The following is a 17,227-nucleotide window of genomic DNA, read 5'->3' on the forward strand; positions in this document are numbered from 1 at the left end:
CAGGACGGACATGACGCGCGAGCATCAGATCGGATCCCAAATCCGCCTCGGCGGCGGTTCCGTCGGTATCGCTATTCTTTGCCTCGCCCTCGCCGGCTGCAGTGGCGCCAACAAGCTGGGCAGCACGATCGATCCGCGCTACGGCGTTTCCGCCAGCCCTCGCGTGGTGGCCGATGGCGAAGCGGTGCCGAAGGGTGGCGGCGCGTATCGCGTGGGCAAGCCCTACAAGATCGCCGGCAAGACCTACGTGCCGAAGGAAGACCCCAATTATGTGGGCGAAGGCGTCGCCTCCTGGTATGGCGACGATTTTCATGGCCGCCTCACCGCCAATGGCGAGGTGTTTGATCGCGGATCCATCTCCGCTGCCCATCCGACGCTGCCGATGCCGTCTTACGTTCGCGTCACCAATATCCGCAACAACCGCTCCATCATCGTGCGCGTGAACGATCGCGGACCTTATCATTCCAACCGCATCATCGATGTCTCCCACGCCACGGCCGATCTGCTGGGCTTCAAGAGCAATGGCATCGCCAAGGTGCGCGTCGAATATGTGGGCCGCGCCCCGCTCGACGGCTCCGATGATCGCAAGCTCGCCGCTACCTTGCGTGACGACGGCCCGGCCCAGGTTCCTTCCAATTCCGCCATCATGGTCGCTTCCGCGGCTCCGTTCGTGCCCTCGCTGGCGCGCGTAATGCCGCCGAAGTCGGACGACGGCGAAGTTCCCTTCCCGCTGCAGCGTCCTTACGACCTGGGACATCAGGAGAGCGAGCCGGTCACCCCGTCGGCCGAGCCGGTGCGCCAGGCGGCCAATGTGGAAACGGCTCCCATCCAGCAGGCTGCCGCCGAGCCCGCGCCCGCTGTCCGACAGAATGCGCAGGCGGCGTTCCAGGCGGTTCACCCGCCGGCGCAGCCGCGCAGCACGGTGGTGGCTTCGGGCTGGGCCGTCGGGGCGCAGCCTGTCTCAGGCCTTGGTTATTCGGGTGTCCCAACCTATGCCTCAGGACGCTGATCTGAACTTCAATCGCCTCTTCAATATGGCCCGCGCCCGGTTCGCCGGCGCGGGCCTGTTGTTTGTTGCCTTGCTCGCGCTGGTGGCGCAGCCGGTGCCGGCCGCCGCGCAGGGCACGTTCCAGACACCGGCCCCCTCGGCCATTCTGGTGGACTTCTCCACCGGCGCCATCCTGTTCGAGAAGGATGCCGACCGGCGCATGGCGCCTGGCAGCTTGGTGAAGATCATGACTGCGGCCGTGGTCTTCAACGAGCTGCATGCCGGCAAGATCACGCCTGACACACCCTTCATGGTGTCGGTGAATGCCTGGCGGCGCGGTGGTGGGCCGTCCGGCGGGGCGGCCATGTTCGCCGAAGTGAACAAGCCCGTACGGGTGGAAGACCTGCTGATCGGCGCGCTCACCGTCTCGGGCAATGACGCCGCCATCGCGCTGGCGGAGGGCGTCTCGGGAACGGAGACGGCTTTTGCCATGAAGATGAACGAGTTGGGATCGGCCATTGGGCTGACCAACTCGGCGTTCCGCAACGCCCAGGGGTTCGCCGATCCGGACCAGGTGTCCACCGCGAAGGACATGGCACAACTGGCGCGCTACGTGATCCGGACCTTTCCGCAATACTATCCGCTGTTCTCGGTGCCGGACATCGAGTGGAGCAAGATCAAGCAGCGCAACCGCAATCCGCTGCTCAATGCGGGCGTGGGCGCAGACGGCTTGCAGGCGGCCTGGCTGCGGGACGTTGGGTATCACATCGTGGGCTCCGCGCTTCAGGCCAATCGCCGGCTGATTGTCGTGGTTATGGGCGCGAAGAGTGAGAAGGAGCGGATCGAGGAAGCCAAGCGCCTTCTCGAATGGGGTTTCCATTCGTTCGAGTATCGCCAGCTCTTCGCCGCGCAGACCGAGCTCGGCCGGGCCAATGTGTTTGGCGGGGATGCCGGGTCTGTCGGCCTTGCCCCGCGCGAGCCGGTGATGCTGCTCCTGCCCCGCAACACGCCCGACAAGATCGTCTCGCGCGTCACCTACACCTCGCCTTTGCGCGCGCCCGTCGCCAAGGGAACGGAAGTGGCGAAGCTTGAAATCATGCGCGGTCAGTTGAAGGTGCTGGAGGTGCCGCTGGTAACCACCGAGGAGGTTGCCGTGGGCAGCCTGTGGCAGCGGGCGCTGGACGGGGCCACTGTCACCGTGGGAGACACGGCACGGGACCTGACCAACCAATTGATGGCCAAGCTCAAGAAATGACCCATGAACGGGGCCGCTTTCTCACCCTCGAAGGCGGGGAGGGCGGGGGGAAGTCCACCCAGGTGCGGCGGCTGGCTGACGCTTTGCGTGGCGCCGGCCGCGACGTGGTGACCACCCGCGAGCCGGGCGGCTCACCGGGCGCGGAGCGCTTGCGCGAAGTGCTGCTTTCGGGTGCCGCCGAGCCGTTCGGGCCGGACGCCGAGGCCGTATTGTTCGCTGCGGCGCGGGCCGATCATGTGGACCACACCATTCGTCCAGCCCTTGATGTTGGCAAATGGGTGGTGTGCGATCGCTTCATGGATTCCACCCGCGTCTATCAGGGCGCCGTGGGCAAGGTGGATGTGCGGTTCCTGGCCGCCTTGGAGCGCGTGGCCGCGCCCAACCTGACGCCCGACCTCACCTTCATCCTCGACGTGCCGCCGGAGATCGGTCTCCAACGGGCGGCCGTGCGCGGCAAGGGGGCGGCGGCCGACCGGTTCGAGAGGGAGGGTCTCACCTTCCATGCGGCCGTTCGCGCCGCCTTTCTCGATCTCGCCCGCAGCGATGCCGGCCGTTATGTGGTGGTGGATGCCACCCGCCCCGCCGAACAGGTGTGGCAGGACATCCGCGCCGCCCTGGAAGCGCGCCTCGGCCTCACTCTTCCGGCGCAGGAGAACGCATGAGCGAAGGCGATGTGCTGGCCGGCGCCCCCCATCCGCGCACCCGCGAGCACCTGTTCGGCCATGCCGCCCACGAGGCGGACCTCATGGCCGATTGGCGCGCGGGGCGCATGCCCCATGCGCTGCTCATCGGCGGGCCGGAGGGGATCGGCAAGGCGACGCTCGCCTATCGCATCGCCCGCTTCGTGCTGGCCGGCGGGAACGGCGCGCCGAACCAGCACGATTTCTTCGTCTCGCAGCGCGACCCCGTGTTCCGCCAGGTGGCGGCCATGTCCCATCCCGACCTTCTGGTGCTGAGGCGGGCGGCAGAAAGCGGGGAGGACAAGATCCCCACCGTCATCCCGGCCGAGATGGTGCGCAAGGTCCGCCCCTTCTTCGGTTCCACCGCCGCCTCCGGCGGCTGGCGCGTCTGCATCGTGGACGCGGTGGACGAATTGAACGCCTTCGGCGCCAATGCGCTCTTGAAGACGCTTGAAGAGCCGCCGCCGCGCGCGCTGTTCCTGCTAGTGTGCCACGCGCCCGGCCGGGTGCTGCCCACCATCCGCTCCCGCACGCGCCTGCTGCGCTTGCGCGAACTGCACGAGCCGGACGTCCTCTCCGCCCTTGACGATCTCAAGCAGGACGCGGAGCTGGACGAGGCAACGCTGCCCGCGGCCGCAGCGGCCTCCGGTGGCAGCGTGCGCCGCGCCCTGGTTCTGGCGCGGGGGGAGGGGCTGGAGGTGCGTGTGGCGACGCAGCGCCTCCTGGATCAGCTGCCGCAGGTGCGCCCGGAGGACCTGCACGGCCTTGGCGCGCGGCTCCAGGGCGACCGTGCGGGCGGGCTCGATCTCTTCATCGAGGCCGTCACGGACTGGGTCGCCGCGCAAACCCTGTCGGGCGCGCATGAGCGCGCGCGCCTTGTCCGGCTCTCCGAGGTGTGGGAGAAGGTGCGACGCGCGGGAGCCGAGGCCGATACGTTCAATCTCGACCGCAAGGCCCTCGTGTTCCGCATTTTCACCGCCCTCGCTGAGGCGGCCCGCTAGCGGCGGAAGGGCAAGGTCCGCGGGATCCGGCGGCCCTGCATCCGGCGCGACGACCCATCGGTGCGCCGGGCTCCGGGCCGGTGCCGAGCGTCCTTGGGGCCACAGGCGGCGAGGCCTTCGATTGGTCTGCCATGTCGTCCAGGACGCCATTCTATATCACCACCGCCATCGCCTATCCCAATGGCGTGCCCCATATGGGCCATGCCTATGAGGCGATCGCCACCGATTGCATCGCGCGCTTCAAGCGGCTGGACGGCTATGATGTGCGTTTTCTCACCGGCACGGACGAGCACGGCATCAAGATGCTCCAGACCGCCCAGAAGGCGGGCCTGACCACGCAGGAACTTCTGGAGCGCAACGTTCCGCGCTTCCAGGCCATGGTGGAGGCGTTCGGCCTCTCCAATGACGACTTCATCCGCACCACCGAAGCTCGCCACCACCGTTCCGCCCAGGCCATCTGGGAGCGGATGCAGGCCAATGGAGACATCTACAAGTCCACCTATGCCGGCTGGTATTCGGTGCGCGACGAGGCCTATTACGCCGAGGACGAAACCACCCTTAACGACCAGGGTGTGCGCCTCGGCCCCCAGGGCACGCCGGTGGAATGGGTGGAGGAGGAGAGCTATTTCTTCCGCCTCTCCGCCTATCAGCAGCGCCTGTTGGACCATTACGCCGCCAATCCCGACTTCATCGCCCCCGAAGCGCGCCGCAACGAGGTGGTGAGCTTCGTGGCGGGCGGGCTCCAGGACCTGTCCATCTCCCGCACCACCTTTGACTGGGGCATTCCCGTGCCGGGCGATCCCAAGCACATCATGTATGTGTGGGTGGATGCGCTGACCAACTACATCACCGCGCTTGGCTATCCCGACACGCAGGGCGAGCTGTTCCGCACCTATTGGCCGGCTGACCTGCATGTGATCGGCAAGGACATCACGCGCTTCCACGCGGTCTATTGGCCGGCCTTCCTGTGGTCCGCCGGCCTTGCCGCGCCCAAGCGCGTGTTCGGGCATGGTTTCCTGTTCAATCGCGGGGAGAAGATGTCCAAGTCGGTGGGCAATGTGGTCGATCCGTTCGACCTCGTGGCCGCCTATGGCGTCGACCCCGTGCGCTATTTCTTCCTGCGGGAAGTCTCGTTCGGTCAGGATGGCTCCTATAGCCACGAGGCCATCGTCACCCGCATGAATGCGGATCTGGCCAATGATCTGGGCAACCTCGCCCAGCGCTCCTTGTCCATGGTCGCCAAGAATCTCGATGGCATCGTGCCGGAGCCCGGCCCGCTCTCGCCGGAGGACGAGGCCATCCTCGCCGCCGCCGACGGCATGCTGGCCAAGGCGCGCGAGGCCATGGAGAGCCAGGCCATCCACCACTATCTTTCCGCCGTCTGGGCCGTGGTCGCCGATGCCAACCGCTATTTCGCCGCCCAGGCCCCGTGGGCACTGCGCAAGACGGACCCGGCGCGCTTTGGCACCGTGCTGTGGGTGACGGCGGAAGTGATCCGGCAGATCGGCATTCTCGCCCAGCCGGTCATGCCGGCGAGCGCGGCCCGCCTCCTCGACCTCTTGGCCCTGCCCGAGGACGAGCGCATCTTCGCCCGCCTCGGCGCCACCGGCCGCCTGCCGCCTTCCATCACGCTGCCGGCGCCGGTGGGCGTGTTCCCGCGCTATGTGGAGCCGGAGGCCTGAGGCGCTTCTGGCATCCTGCACCTGTTTGGCAAGGCCGGGCGCGCGCCCGGCCTTGTTGCGTTCAGGGGATCAGAACGTCATCCGCCCGCCCACATAGATGGCCCGCCCATTGCCCGGCTCGAACAAGGCCTGGTTCTGGCTGGCGCGCGCCGTCACGTTGACGCTGGCAATATAGTTCACGTTCAGGAGGTTGCGCGCGTCCATATAGACCGAGAAGCGCGAGCCCGGATCATAGCCCACGCGGAAGTTCAGCAGGGCATAGGGCGAAGTGTTGAGCGTGTTGGCATCATCCACGAAATAGGCGGTGGGCACCCATTCCACGTTCGGTCCCGCATAGAAGCCGCTCGGATGCTTGTAGAGCAGCTCGGCGCGGATGTAGTGGCGGGGAATGCCCGGAAGCTGGTTGTTGCCCCACACCGGATCATTGTCGAAGAAGAAGTCTGAATAGGTATAGGCAAGATTCAGCCACACGCTGTCGGCAAGCGGTCCCTTGGCCCACAGCCCTTGCGCTACCTGCCAGTTGGCGCCCACTTCCATGCCCTGGTGGATGGTGTTGGAGAGGTTGACCACCGTGCAGGTCAGCCCGAGCAGGATGCCCGTGTCCTGGCACTGCAATTCGTTCTGCACCCAGGAGCGATAGAGCGAGACGTCCCAGTTGAAGGTGGGCGTCTGGCCGCGCGAGCCGATTTCCACCGTGGTGGCCGTCTGGGCCTCCAGGTTGGCGATGTCCCCCACGGCGAAATTGGTCAGTTCCGAGAAGGTCGGCACCTCGCCGGAGCGCGAGACGTTGCCATAGAGCTGCGCATTCGCCTGGAGTTCCCAGATGAAGCCGCCCTTGGGCAGGAACAGCTGGTAGTCGTTGCCGCCAGACACCGTGCCGAGATAGGCGACGCGGTTGAGGCTGGCATTGAGATACTGGAACGCGCCCACCAAGGCGAAATCCTTGGTCAGGTAGAAATTGTCCTCGGCATAAAGGGTGGTGGTGGTGGCTTCGTCGGTGGTCAGATAGACGAGCCGGCCCGAATTGCCGCTGACATTGGTGTAGCGCTGGGCATCCACGTTTCCGGTACCGAAGTTGACGCCCATCACCAGGCGGTTGTTGAAGCCGCCAATGGTGCGCTCGTCCACCATGCGGGCGAAAGCGCCCACCTCCTCATAGCCATAGTCCAGCACCTGGAAGATGGGATGAAGCAGGGAGCGGTTGTTGTAATAGAGCCCGGCATCCAGCTTGGTGGTGTCGGAGAGGATGAAGGTGGTCTTGTTGGCGGCGCGGAAGGCCTGGATGTTGCGCTCATAGTCCAGCGCCACATTGGTGGGGTTGGCCGTCTGGGGCGAGTTGAGGGCCACCGTCTTTGACACCGCGCCGGGAATGTCCTGCTGCACATCGGTGGCATTGAGATAGAAGCGCGTCTCGAAGGTGGAGGAGGGCTGCCAGCCGAAATTCGCGCTGCCGCGCACCGATTCGCCCGACGAATGCTGCCGGAAACCGTCCTGGGTGAGATAGGAGGCGGTGATAAAGCCATCGAAGGCCCCGTTCACGCCGCCTACATTGGACTGCACCCGCCCGAAGCCGAAGGCGCCGCCATCGACGCGCACCTCCATGCCCGGCGCGCTGCGGCCGGTGGGGGAGACGAAATTGATGGCCCCGCCCAGCGCATTGGCGCCGTACTGATAGCCATTGGCGCCCTTGAACACCTCCACATATTGGAATGCGGTCGGGTCGATTTCCTGGAAATCACCGCCGCCGTCTGCGCTGCTGAGAGGAATGCCGTTCTGGTAGAGCTGGATGCCGCGCAGATGGGAATTGCGGGAGATGCCAGAGCCGCGAATCGACAGGCGCGTATCCTCGCCCCATTTGGGTTGGGCGAACACGCCGGGTACATAGTCCAGCATGTCCTTGATGGTGGCGGCCGGGGTGTCGCGCCATTGGGTGTCGGGCACCACCTCAACGCCGCCCGGCGTCAGGTCGATCGCCTGCTGGGCCTGGCGATAGGACTGGACGGTGAGGCTGCCATCCTGGCCGGCATTGATGGAGATGACGGGCAGTTCGTAGCTCGTCTCCTGGGCAGAGGCGGCATGGGTCAAAACGGGCAAGGCGAGGGCAGCGAAGGGCGCTGCCAGAAGGGCGCGGGGTAGGGGCCCGGTTCCGGGGGAGGAAAAGCGAGAAGCCATGAGGGATCCTGGCGCCCCCGGCATGCGGCCTTGTGGGGCGTGAGAAGGAAGGGGACGGCGCGCCCCAGGGCTGCGGGGCGCAGAGCACCCGCCGGCTCAGGCGACGACGGCTGGAGAAGGGGCGGCTTTCAGGCCGGAAGGAGGGGCGGACGCGGCGGCGCGCGCGTGCGCGCCCCTTCCCGGATCGACCACAGGCGGGGTTCGGCTGGGCGGGAGACTATATCGCCCGTCGCGCTGAACGACGCACCGGGGCCGGAGACGGTCGGGGCCGTAGGAAGGACCGGGATGTGGCCCGCCTGCGGGCAGAGCAGGCAATGGGGTGGGTGGTGCGGCGCCTGGTCCTGCGGGATGGAAGCGTCGGTGCTGCCGGTGCAGAAGCCCGCGCTGTCGTGACCCTGCGCGGCCATGGCTGTGCCGGCGGCGAAGCCGGTGAAGATCAGCTGGGCCAGGAGCAGATAAGCAAGGCCCCAGCTCAGGGGAAGGCTGGCACGCCACAGGCCGGCGCGCTGGCCGCATGGCCACGCCCTCACCCTTCTGCGCCCGCTTGCGCCCCGGCTCTTCATCCACCCCACCCTGAGGAGACCGGCCCTGGCCGGATGATCCACGTATCTGGTCTGTGATTGGCCGGAAAAGGCGACGCTCCATCCCCACCCGGTCGCAGAACCAAGACGATAAAGGGGATGAGGCGCACCAGCCACCGGCACGCGCAAATTAACATGACCAACGGGCAGGGGAAGGGGACTGCGGCAGATATGCGGCTGCTGTGACCCTGCCTCCACACGGGTGCGACGCAAAAAGACTTAACGTGCACGCGAAAGTGAGGCTATAAGTGCCGTCAGCCAGCTTCGTCCCTCGCGGGATCGCCAGCCAAATCAGCCATATTCTGACGCCGGTGACGCGATGACGACACGCGATAACTCGGGCATGCCCTCGGTATGTCCCCGATGGCTCCCGCTTTTCGCCGTGATGGCAACCCTCGGGCTCGGGACCGGCGGGACTGCCCTGGCGCAGAGTGCGCCCGCACCGGCGGTGCCTGCTGCCACCGCACAAGCCCCTTCGCCTATGCCGGTCCAGGCTGCGCCCACTGCTGCTGCACCCGCCCCGGCCACGCAAGCACAGCCGGTGGCGCCTCCTGGCGGCCCTGCTGCGCACTTCCATGCGGCCCCGCCGCCACCCTCGGCCGTGCAGGCCCTGCCGCCCACCGATGCCGCGGCTGCTCCTGTTCCCGGCGCCGTCGCCCCAACCGGCACCCCAACAGCTGCGCCCGCTCCTGCGCTCGGCATGTCCATGGCGACGCCGCCCGATCATCCCCCGGCTCTTTTGCCCCATGATCTTTCCCCCTGGGGGATGTTCATGGCGGCGGCCCTGGTGGTGCAGATCGTGATGGTGGGCCTCGCGCTCGCTTCCGTCGCCACCTGGACGGTCTGGCTGGTGAAGTCCGTCGAACTGGCCATGGGCAAGGCCAAGGTGCGCGGCCTGCTGCGGGCGTTGCGCGGTGCCACGAGCCTCGACGGCGTTCTGAGAGCGCTGCCGGCCGGCCGCACCGATCCGGCCGCGACCCTCGTGCGCTCCGCGGCTGCCGAGCTTGAGGCCTCCCGCGCCTTGCCGGCGGATGGCGTGAAGGAGCGTGTCGCCATTTCGCTCAACCGCATCGAGGCTGCTGCCGCCCGGCGGATGATGACCGGCACCGGCATTCTGGCGACGATCGGAGCCACCGCGCCCTTCATCGGCCTGTTCGGCACGGTGTGGGGCATCATGAACAGCTTCATCGGGATTTCGAAGGCGCAGACCACCAATCTGGCGGTTGTGGCGCCGGGCATTGCGGAAGCGCTGCTGGCCACCGCGATCGGCCTCGTGGCGGCCATTCCCGCCGTGGTGATCTACAACATCTTCGCCCGCGCCATTGCCGGCTACAAGGCGGAGCTCTCTGACACGTCTGCCGAGGTCATGCGCCACCTTTCGCGCGATCTCGACCGCGCCCAGGCGCGGCATGTGTCCCATCTGCGGGCTGCGGCCGAGTAAGGGAGGCCAGGTCCCATGGCGGCCAAGCTCGATCTCGGCGGCGAGGAACTGCCGGAAAATCACGAGATCAACGTCACGCCGTTCATCGACGTGATGCTGGTCCTGCTCATCATCTTCATGGTGGCGGCCCCGCTTTCAACGGTGGACGTGCCGGTGGACCTCCCTGCTTCCACCGCTCAGCCTCAGCCGCGACCCGACAAGCCCCTGTTCCTGACTGTGCAGTCGGACCTCGGCCTGTCGCTGGGTAATGATCCTGTGCCGCGCGACGGGCTCGGGCGCGTGCTGGATGCCGCCACGAGGGGTGACCGCCAGCAGCGTGTGTTCGTCCGCGCGGACAAGGCCGTGCCCTATGGCGACGTAATGGAGGTGATGAACCTCCTGCGGGATTCCGGCTACCTTAAGATCGCCCTTGTGGGCCTGGAAGGTGTTCCCGGCGCTGCAGCGCCCGCAGCACCTGCGACGCCTTCGCCCCCCGCTCCTGGCGGAGCGCCCCGGTGAGCGCCATCCACTGGTATGAAGGCGGTCCCGGCGGGGGGCGCTTGGCCGGGCGGTGGCTGCTGGCCGGCGCGGTGATTCTCACCGCCCATGCGGGCGGCGTCTATATGGCCGTGCATTGGCCCGCGCCCGCGCCTTCGGATCCGCCCGCCGCCGCCTTGATGATCGAACTCGCGCCCATGCCGGTGGCCCCGCCCTCGGAGGTGGAGGACGTGGCGCCCGGACCGCAGATGACGCAGGCTCCCGATCCGGTGAAAGACGCTCCGGAAACGGAGGAAGAGCCCGAGCAGCCCCCGCCTCAGCCGGAAGTGGTTGAGCCGATCGAGGAACTGCCTCCGCCCCCGCCGCCGGCCGCCCTGGCCGAGGCATTGCTGCCGCCTCCTCAGCCTGAAAAGAAGCTGGAGGAGACGCCGCCCCCGCCCAAGCCCGTGGACAAGCCGAAACCCAAGCCCAAGGCGAGCCGCAAGCCCCCCGCGCCGGTCACCAGCGCCGCCCCGCGCTCCGATGCAGCGCAGGCCAATGCCATGGCTGCGCCCACCAGCGGGGCCTCGGCCAGCAATTCCACCGCGCCGGCCACGTGGCGCAGCATGGTCATGGCCCACATCAACCGCCACAAGCGCTACCCCGCCGAGGCGCGGGCCCGGCGGGAGGAAGGCGTGGCGCGGCTGCGTTTCACTATCGATCGGGCCGGCAAGGTTGTGGCGGCCTCGCTGCTGACCTCCTCCGGTTCGGCGACGCTGGATGGTGAGGTGCTGGACATGATCCGCCGCGCCTCCCCGCTGCCAGCTCCTCCGCCGGAGGTGCCTGGCGGCACCATCACCTTCACCGTCCCGGTGAATTTCGACCAGCGCTGACCGGCGCTGGTTCCGCTTGCGCGATCAATGGCGCGTTCAGCGGAAGGGCCAGAGGGGAAGAAGCTCGCGGGCGATCGGCGGCCAGCCGGTGAGGGCGTTCAACACATAGGCCACATCATACGGAAAGACCGACCACATGGGCTTGCCGCCCCAGGTCCAGGTCCACGGCACCAGAAGGAAGACCAGCAGGAGCAGTGCGGCCTGCGGCTTGGTCACGCCGGACAGGAAGCCGCGATCCAGCACCCAGTGAACGGCCTCCAGCGGAAAGGCGACGATGGCCACCACCCGGGTCTGGTCGTCGCTGATGGCGCTCACCATCACCGCGCCCGCCAGGGCGAGGAAAAAGGGCAGGGCGCGGCGCCCCAGGTCGGCATAGCGCACGGCGATCAGCCATCCCGTTCCCAGGGTTGACCACACCACCACATGGGCATGCAGGGCCGCGGCGGCGAGGAACAGCGCAATGTCCGACTGAAGATAATAGAACCGCCCCGAATTCACCTTCATCCCGGCGAGGAAGAAGACGAGGTAGAGCGCGATCTTTCCCACCACTGTTCCCGAGAGCACGCGCAGGGCGAACAGGGGGCCAGCCGGCAGGGGCGTCCAGGTGTGGGCGCGCAGCGCAAGAGCTGCAAACAGCACCACCATGGACAGGGCACCCTGCTCGAAATTCTGCAGGCCGAGGCCGAAGCCGCAGATCACCGGGGCAAACCGCCAGCGCCGCGTCGCCAGGGCGAGCGCCATCAGGAGAAGGGTGAGCGAATCATAGCTCACCCAGAACAGGGCCGTGGTGGAGGCCGGCAGGGCAAAGAAGGCGAGGAGGGCGATGCGCGCCTCGTCCCGCGGCAGCTCCCGCAGGCACAACGTGATCATAAGGGCGATGAAAGCCAGCGAGAAGCCGAGGTGGAGCAGATAGAAGGCGAGGGGGCTTGTGGCGCCGAAGACCCAGGCCAGGAAGGAGTCGAGCCAACTCCAGACGATGTAGTGCGCCTTGGCCTCTTCAAACGGATTGGTGAAGGGATTCTGCGCCAGGATCTGCGAATAGGTAATGTTGGGGATGTACCAGGTCCCGGTCCGCACCAGGGCGATGGCGCAGAGCCCCCCGAGAAACACCCAAAGGGGCGTGCCGAAAATGAAGCGCTCCAGCAGCCTGATTGCGCGCACCCCGCTTCTCCCTCGTCCCAAGCCCACATGTCCGCTGACGGCTTGCCAAGATTTCCGCGCGCTGGGAAGCCGCCTTCAGGGGCCGGCTGCATGCGGTAACGTGTGAGGGGGCGTGCGGTTTGGGCGCGGCACAGCTTTGGACTTGGCGCCCGCCCTGTGATAAGCGAGCCGCCTGCCCGGAAATCGCGGACATCGGTCAAGAACCGCGCCGGAACCTCGGAGACCGCCAATGGCCTCGCTCGACGCGAACCATTCCTCTGTCACGGAGGAAAACAACCGCTTCTTCTCTGCCACCCTGGCGGAGAGCGACCCGGATATCACCGCCGCCATCACGGCTGAACTCGGTCGCCAGCGGAATGAGATCGAGCTGATCGCGTCCGAGAATATCGTGTCGCGTGCCGTGCTCGAGGCCCAGGGCTCGGTGCTCACGAACAAGTATGCCGAAGGCTATCCGGGCAAGCGCTATTATGGCGGCTGCCAGTTCGTGGACGTGGCCGAGAACCTCGCCATCGAGCGGGCCAAGAAGCTGTTCAATTGCGGCTTCGCCAACGTGCAGCCCAATTCGGGCAGCCAGGCCAATCAGGGCGTGTTCTTCGCGCTGCTCCAGCCTGGCGACACCTATCTCGGCCTGAACCTGGCCGCCGGCGGTCACCTGACCCACGGCTCGCCGGTGAACATGTCCGGCCGCTGGTTCAACGTGGTGCCCTATGGCGTGCGCCCCGATGACCACCGCATCGACTATGAAGAGGTGGCCCGCCTCGCCGACCAGCACAAGCCCAAGCTGATTGTGGCCGGCGGCTCGGCCTATCCGCGCGTCATCGATTTCGCCAAAATGCGCGAGATCGCCGACAGCGTGGGCGCCAAGCTCATGGTGGACATGGCGCATTTCGCCGGCTTGGTGGCGGGCGGCGCGCACCCCAGCCCCTTCCCCCATGCCCATGTGGTGACCACCACCACCCACAAGACCCTGCGCGGCCCGCGCGGCGGCATGATCCTGACCAATGACGAGGAACTGGCCAAGAAGTTCAACTCGGCCATTTTCCCCGGCATCCAGGGCGGCCCGCTGATGCATGTGATCGCCGCCAAGGCGGTGGCCTTCGGCGAGGCGCTGCGTCCGGAGTTCAAGCTTTACGCGAAGAACGTGGTCGAGAACGCGAAGGCGCTTGCGGAAACCCTGCGCGGGCACGGCTTCGCCATCGTCTCCGGCGGCACCGACACCCACGTCATGCTGGTGGACCTGCGCCCCAAGCGCCTCACCGGCAAGGTGTCGGAGACCGCGCTCGGCCGGGCCCACATCACCACCAACAAGAACGGCATTCCGTTCGATCCCGAGAAGCCCTTCGTGACCTCCGGCGTGCGCCTCGGCACCCCGGCCTGCACCACGCGCGGCTTTGGCGTGAAGGAATTCCAGCAGGTGGGCGACATGATCGCCGAGGTGCTGGAAGTCCTGTCCCAGAAGGGCGTCGATGAGGACAGCCTGGTGGAAGCCGCCGTGCGCGAGAAGGTCGGCGCCCTGCTCGACCGCTTCCCCATTTACTGAGCGCGGTCGGGACACCGGAGCGGGAGAGGTACCATGCGGTGTCCCTATTGCGGCAGCCTGGACACCCAGGTGAAGGACAGCCGTCCCACCGAGGACAACACCGCCATCCGCCGCCGTCGGGTCTGCCCTGATTGCGGCGGGCGGTTCACCACCTTCGAGCGGGTGCAGCTGCGCGAGCTGATGGTGGTGAAGCGGTCCGGCCGGCGGGTGCCGTTCGACCGGGACAAGCTGGCCCGCTCGGTGGAGATCGCCCTGCGCAAGCGGCCGGTGGAAACGGAACGCGTGGAACGCATGCTTTCCGGCCTTGTTCGCCAGCTGGAAAGCCTCGGAGAAACCGAGATCACGTCCGAGATCATCGGCGAGATGGTCATGGAAGGCCTGAAGCAGATCGACGACGTGGCCTATGTGCGGTTCGCGTCCGTCTATAGAAACTTCAGGGAAGCCAAGGACTTCGAGAGCCTTCTCGGAGAGCTCGGCCACCAGGGCGAGCCGCCCCGGAGCGTCGAGTGAGCGACGGCGGGCTCAAGGTCTCCGACCCCTACCCTGTCACTACTCCGGAGGTCGACGAGCGTCTCATGGCGCGCGCCCTGGCGGTGGGGCAGGCCGGTCTCGGGCGGACCTGGCCAAACCCGTCAGTGGGCGCGGTTGTGGTTCGTCATACATCCCAAGGCCCTGAAATTATTGGAGAAGCGGGAACCGCTCCGGCGGGCCGGCCGCATGCCGAGCCTCTCGCCTTGGCCCAGGCCGGGGAGGGCGCGCGCGGCGCGACGCTCTATGTCACCCTCGAACCCTGCTCCCATTACGGCCGCACCCCGCCCTGCGCCGACGCCGTAGTCGCCGTCGGAATCCGCAGGGTGGTCACCGCCATTGAGGATCCCGACCGGCGGGTGAAAGGGCGCGGCGTTGCCCGTCTGCGGGCGGCGGGCATCTGGGTGACGGTGGGTGTCGGTGCCGAACAGGCCTTTCTCGACCATGCCGGGCACATCAGCCGCGTCACCCGCGGACGCCCGCATGTCCTTCTAAAGATGGCGGTTTCCGCCGATGGGAAGGTCGGACTGCCCGGACCGAAGCCCGTCGGGATCACAGGTCCCCAGGCGGGCGAGAAGGTTCATGGCCTGCGTGCGCAGACCGATGTCATTCTGGTCGGGATCGGCACGGCCCTGGCGGACGATCCCCTCCTGACCTGCCGTCTGCCTGGCCTGGAAGGCCGCTCGCCGGTTCGGGTGGTGCTGGACGGGGACTTGCGGCTGCCCTTGTCGTCCCGCCTGGTCGGTACGGCCGAGCAGGTTCCGCTCTGGGTGGTCTGTGCGGAGGATGCGCCCGCCGACAAGGAGAAAGCTCTTGTAGACCAAGGGGTTGAAGTCTATCGGGTGCCGAGGGGGAGGCGCGGGCGGCTGGATCTTTCGGCCGTCATGCACCTGCTCGGTCTTGTCGGGGTCACCCGGGTGATGGTGGAGGGCGGGCCGCATCTGGCGGCGGGCCTCTTGGAAGCGGGCCTGGTGGACGAGGTGGCCGTGTTCCAATCCCCTGTTCCGCTTGGGGATTTCGCCCTCGACGCCCTGCCCGGCCAGCCGCTCGGCCGGCTGCTGGAGCCGGTCGGCTTCGTGCGGGTGGAGGAGGCAAGCTTCGGTGTGGACCGCATGGTCCGGCTGGTGCGACGCTGAATGCCGCGCACGGCAGATGCGCGCTGAGGCGCATCGACATACCGGCTGAAATGGTCGAAAAGACCGGCGAATTTCTTCTTCTCAGAGCGGAAGTGCGCCATGTTCACCGGCATTGTTTCCGACCTCGGCCTTCTGACCGAGGTGCGCGCCCATAACGAGGTGCGCACCCTCACCATCGCCTCCCATTACCCAGCGGAAGGGGTCGAGATCGGCGCCTCCATCTGCTGCTCGGGCGTCTGCCTGACCGTGACCTCCGCTACCCCCGGCGGGCCGCTCGGTTCCCTCTTCACCTTCGATGCCGCCCCCGAGACGCTAGCCATCACGACGGTGGCCAAGTGGGGGGAGGGGCAGCGGGTCAATCTGGAGCGAGCGCTGGCCATGGGGGCGGAGCTGGGCGGGCACCTCGTGACCGGCCATGTGGATGCGGCGATCCCGCTGGTGGAGCGGGAGGACTTCGCCGAGACCAGCCGGTTCACCTTCGAGGCGCCCGATCATCTGGCGCGGTTCATCGCCGCCAAGGGCTCGGTGTGCCTTGATGGCACCTCGCTCACCGTCAATACGGTGGCGGGCAATCGCTTCACCTGCCTGCTCATCCCCCATACGCTGGCTGTGACCAGTTGGGGGACGGCGAAGGCCGGTGATCTGGTGAATCTGGAAGTGGACCTGATGGCGCGCTATGCGGCGCGGCTTGCGGAGTTCCCCCGAGGCTAGTACCCGTCAGCGCGGATCGAGGAGAGACATCATGGCAGGCACGCGCAGCGCGGGCGCGAGCGACACGAACGAGCCGGTCACCGGCGCCCGTGTTCTGATCGTGGAAGGCCGCTTCTACGAGGAACTGGCGGACGAACTGCTCAGCGGCGCCAAGGGCGCGCTGGAGGCGGCGGGTGCGCGGGTGGACGTGGTGACGGTGCCGGGCGCGCTGGAAATCCCCATCGCCGCAGAGATCGCCATGGAAGGCGCCGAGCTTCAGGGCGACCCCTATGAGGGGCTGGTGGCGCTCGGTTGCGTCATTCGCGGCGAGACCTATCATTTCGAGATCGTGGCGGGCGAATCCTCCCGCGCCCTGATGGACCTGGCGCTGGCCCATGGCCTGCCCACGGGCAACGGCATCCTGACGGTCGAGACCGAGGCGCAGGCCTGGGAGCGGGCGCGGGTGGCCGAGGGCAACAAGGGTGGCGGCGCGGCGGAGGCGGCCTTGTCGCTGATCCGCCTCAAGCGGCAGGTGTCGGCATGAGCGAAGGCAATGGCAAACCCCTGAAGAAGAGCGCGGCGCGCCTCGGGGCGGTGCAGGCGCTCTACCAGATGGACGTGGCCGGAACGCCGGTTCAGGATATCCTGGCCCAGTTCCAGAGCTATTGGCTCGGTCGCGAGGTGGAGGGCGTGGAATATCCCGACGCCGACACCAACCTCTTCCGCGACGTGGTGCAGGGCGTCCTGCGCGAGCAATTGCGCATCGATCCCATGATTGACCAGGCGCTCGCCGCCGGCTGGCCGCTGCGCCGGGTGGAGACGGTGCTGCGCGCGACACTGCGCGCCGGCGCTTACGAGCTGATCGGCCGGCCGGACATTCCCGCCCGCGTGGTGGTGGCCGAATATGTGAACGTGGCCGGCGCCTTCCTGGAGCGGGACGAGACCGGCATGGTCAATGCGGTGCTCGACACGCTGGCGCGGGAGCTCCGCGCCGCCGAATTCTCCCGGCCAGGAGCCGCCTGA

At 67.3% G+C, this 17,227-nt stretch carries 17 protein-coding genes; 14 read left to right on the forward strand and 3 right to left on the reverse strand.

Translation table 11 applies throughout. The annotated features are described in order from the left end of the window. The first annotated feature begins 10 nt into the window (after positions 1 to 10). From J5J86_RS12965 to metG, 5 genes are all read left to right on the forward strand, one after another. The gene (locus J5J86_RS12965) at positions 11 to 1,009 is read left to right on the forward strand and encodes a septal ring lytic transglycosylase RlpA family protein (protein ID WP_209098570.1); all 999 of its coding nucleotides are present in this window, start codon (positions 11 to 13) and stop codon (positions 1,007 to 1,009) included. Next, positions 993 to 2,243 carry a D-alanyl-D-alanine carboxypeptidase family protein gene (locus J5J86_RS12970; RefSeq protein WP_247657576.1) on the forward strand — a complete coding sequence of 417 codons (1,251 nt, stop codon included), beginning with the start codon at positions 993 to 995 and terminating at the stop codon, positions 2,241 to 2,243. The genes J5J86_RS12965 and J5J86_RS12970 overlap by 17 nt, the downstream gene beginning before the upstream one ends. Beyond that, the gene (gene tmk, locus J5J86_RS12975) at positions 2,240 to 2,905 is read left to right on the forward strand and encodes a dTMP kinase (RefSeq protein WP_209098572.1); all 666 of its coding nucleotides are present in this window, start codon (positions 2,240 to 2,242) and stop codon (positions 2,903 to 2,905) included. Before J5J86_RS12970 ends, tmk begins: the two co-directional genes overlap by 4 nt. Further along, on the forward strand, positions 2,902 to 3,924 hold the full coding sequence (locus J5J86_RS12980; RefSeq protein ID WP_209098574.1) for a DNA polymerase III subunit delta': 1,023 nt from the start codon (positions 2,902 to 2,904) through the stop codon (positions 3,922 to 3,924). The genes tmk and J5J86_RS12980 overlap by 4 nt, the downstream gene beginning before the upstream one ends. 131 nt (positions 3,925 to 4,055) lie before the next feature. Next, positions 4,056 to 5,606: a methionine--tRNA ligase gene (gene metG, locus J5J86_RS12985; protein WP_209098576.1), complete on the forward strand. Its 1,551-nt coding sequence runs from the start codon at positions 4,056 to 4,058 to the stop codon at positions 5,604 to 5,606. 69 nt (positions 5,607 to 5,675) lie between these two features. On the opposite strand, the gene J5J86_RS12990 is transcribed toward metG, so the two are convergent. Next, positions 5,676 to 7,778 (reverse strand): TonB-dependent receptor family protein, encoded by a 2,103-nt coding sequence (locus tag J5J86_RS12990; RefSeq protein WP_209098578.1) that lies wholly within the window; start codon positions 7,776 to 7,778, stop codon positions 5,676 to 5,678. A gap of 128 nt (positions 7,779 to 7,906) precedes the next feature. Then, positions 7,907 to 8,308, reverse strand: a complete 402-nt coding sequence (locus J5J86_RS12995) for a DUF2946 family protein (RefSeq protein ID WP_209098580.1) — start codon at positions 8,306 to 8,308, stop codon at positions 7,907 to 7,909. 823 nt (positions 8,309 to 9,131) lie between these two features. Between J5J86_RS12995 and exbB the strand changes: the two genes are divergently transcribed. The 3 genes from exbB to J5J86_RS13010 are packed head-to-tail and all read left to right on the forward strand — an operon-like array spanning position 9,132 to position 11,149. Next, positions 9,132 to 9,800 (forward strand): tonB-system energizer ExbB, encoded by a 669-nt coding sequence (gene exbB / locus J5J86_RS24635; protein ID WP_342449050.1) that lies wholly within the window; start codon positions 9,132 to 9,134, stop codon positions 9,798 to 9,800. A 15-nt stretch (positions 9,801 to 9,815) separates the two neighbouring features. After that, entirely contained in the window at positions 9,816 to 10,298 is a 483-nt protein-coding gene (gene exbD / locus J5J86_RS13005) for a TonB system transport protein ExbD (RefSeq protein WP_209098584.1), read from the forward strand. Continuing rightward, a complete protein-coding gene (locus J5J86_RS13010; protein WP_247657578.1) occupies positions 10,295 to 11,149 on the forward strand; it encodes an energy transducer TonB in 855 nt (284 codons plus the stop codon). Before exbD ends, J5J86_RS13010 begins: the two co-directional genes overlap by 4 nt. 36 nt (positions 11,150 to 11,185) lie before the next feature. Here J5J86_RS13010 and J5J86_RS13015 read toward each other — a convergent pair whose 3' ends face one another. After that, the gene (locus J5J86_RS13015) at positions 11,186 to 12,310 is read right to left on the reverse strand and encodes a hypothetical protein (RefSeq protein ID WP_209098586.1); all 1,125 of its coding nucleotides are present in this window, start codon (positions 12,308 to 12,310) and stop codon (positions 11,186 to 11,188) included. A gap of 229 nt (positions 12,311 to 12,539) precedes the next feature. Here J5J86_RS13015 and glyA point away from each other — a divergent pair, with 229 nt between their 5' ends. The 6 genes from glyA (at position 12,540) to nusB (ending at position 17,227) form a co-directional block, all read left to right on the forward strand. Beyond that, positions 12,540 to 13,850 carry a serine hydroxymethyltransferase gene (glyA, locus tag J5J86_RS13020; RefSeq protein ID WP_247657580.1) on the forward strand — a complete coding sequence of 437 codons (1,311 nt, stop codon included), beginning with the start codon at positions 12,540 to 12,542 and terminating at the stop codon, positions 13,848 to 13,850. Between the two features lie 33 nt (positions 13,851 to 13,883). Beyond that, positions 13,884 to 14,360, forward strand: coding sequence for a transcriptional regulator NrdR (gene nrdR, locus J5J86_RS13025; protein WP_209098588.1), 477 nt, complete (start codon positions 13,884 to 13,886; stop codon positions 14,358 to 14,360). Between the two features lie 65 nt (positions 14,361 to 14,425). Continuing rightward, a complete protein-coding gene (ribD, locus tag J5J86_RS13030) occupies positions 14,426 to 15,514 on the forward strand; it encodes a bifunctional diaminohydroxyphosphoribosylaminopyrimidine deaminase/5-amino-6-(5-phosphoribosylamino)uracil reductase RibD (protein ID WP_209105385.1) in 1,089 nt (362 codons plus the stop codon). Positions 15,515 to 15,613: 99 nt separating this feature from the next. Beyond that, entirely contained in the window at positions 15,614 to 16,225 is a 612-nt protein-coding gene (locus J5J86_RS13035; RefSeq protein WP_209098590.1) for a riboflavin synthase, read from the forward strand. A gap of 31 nt (positions 16,226 to 16,256) precedes the next feature. After that, entirely contained in the window at positions 16,257 to 16,748 is a 492-nt protein-coding gene (gene ribH, locus J5J86_RS13040) for a 6,7-dimethyl-8-ribityllumazine synthase (RefSeq protein ID WP_209098592.1), read from the forward strand. Continuing rightward, complete coding sequence (nusB, locus tag J5J86_RS13045; protein WP_209098594.1) at positions 16,745 to 17,227, forward strand: transcription antitermination factor NusB; 483 nt, start codon at positions 16,745 to 16,747, stop codon at positions 17,225 to 17,227. Before ribH ends, nusB begins: the two co-directional genes overlap by 4 nt.

The sequence above is a fragment of the Aquabacter sp. L1I39 genome (assembly GCF_017742835.1).
Taxonomy (GTDB): Bacteria; Pseudomonadota; Alphaproteobacteria; order Rhizobiales; family Xanthobacteraceae; genus L1I39.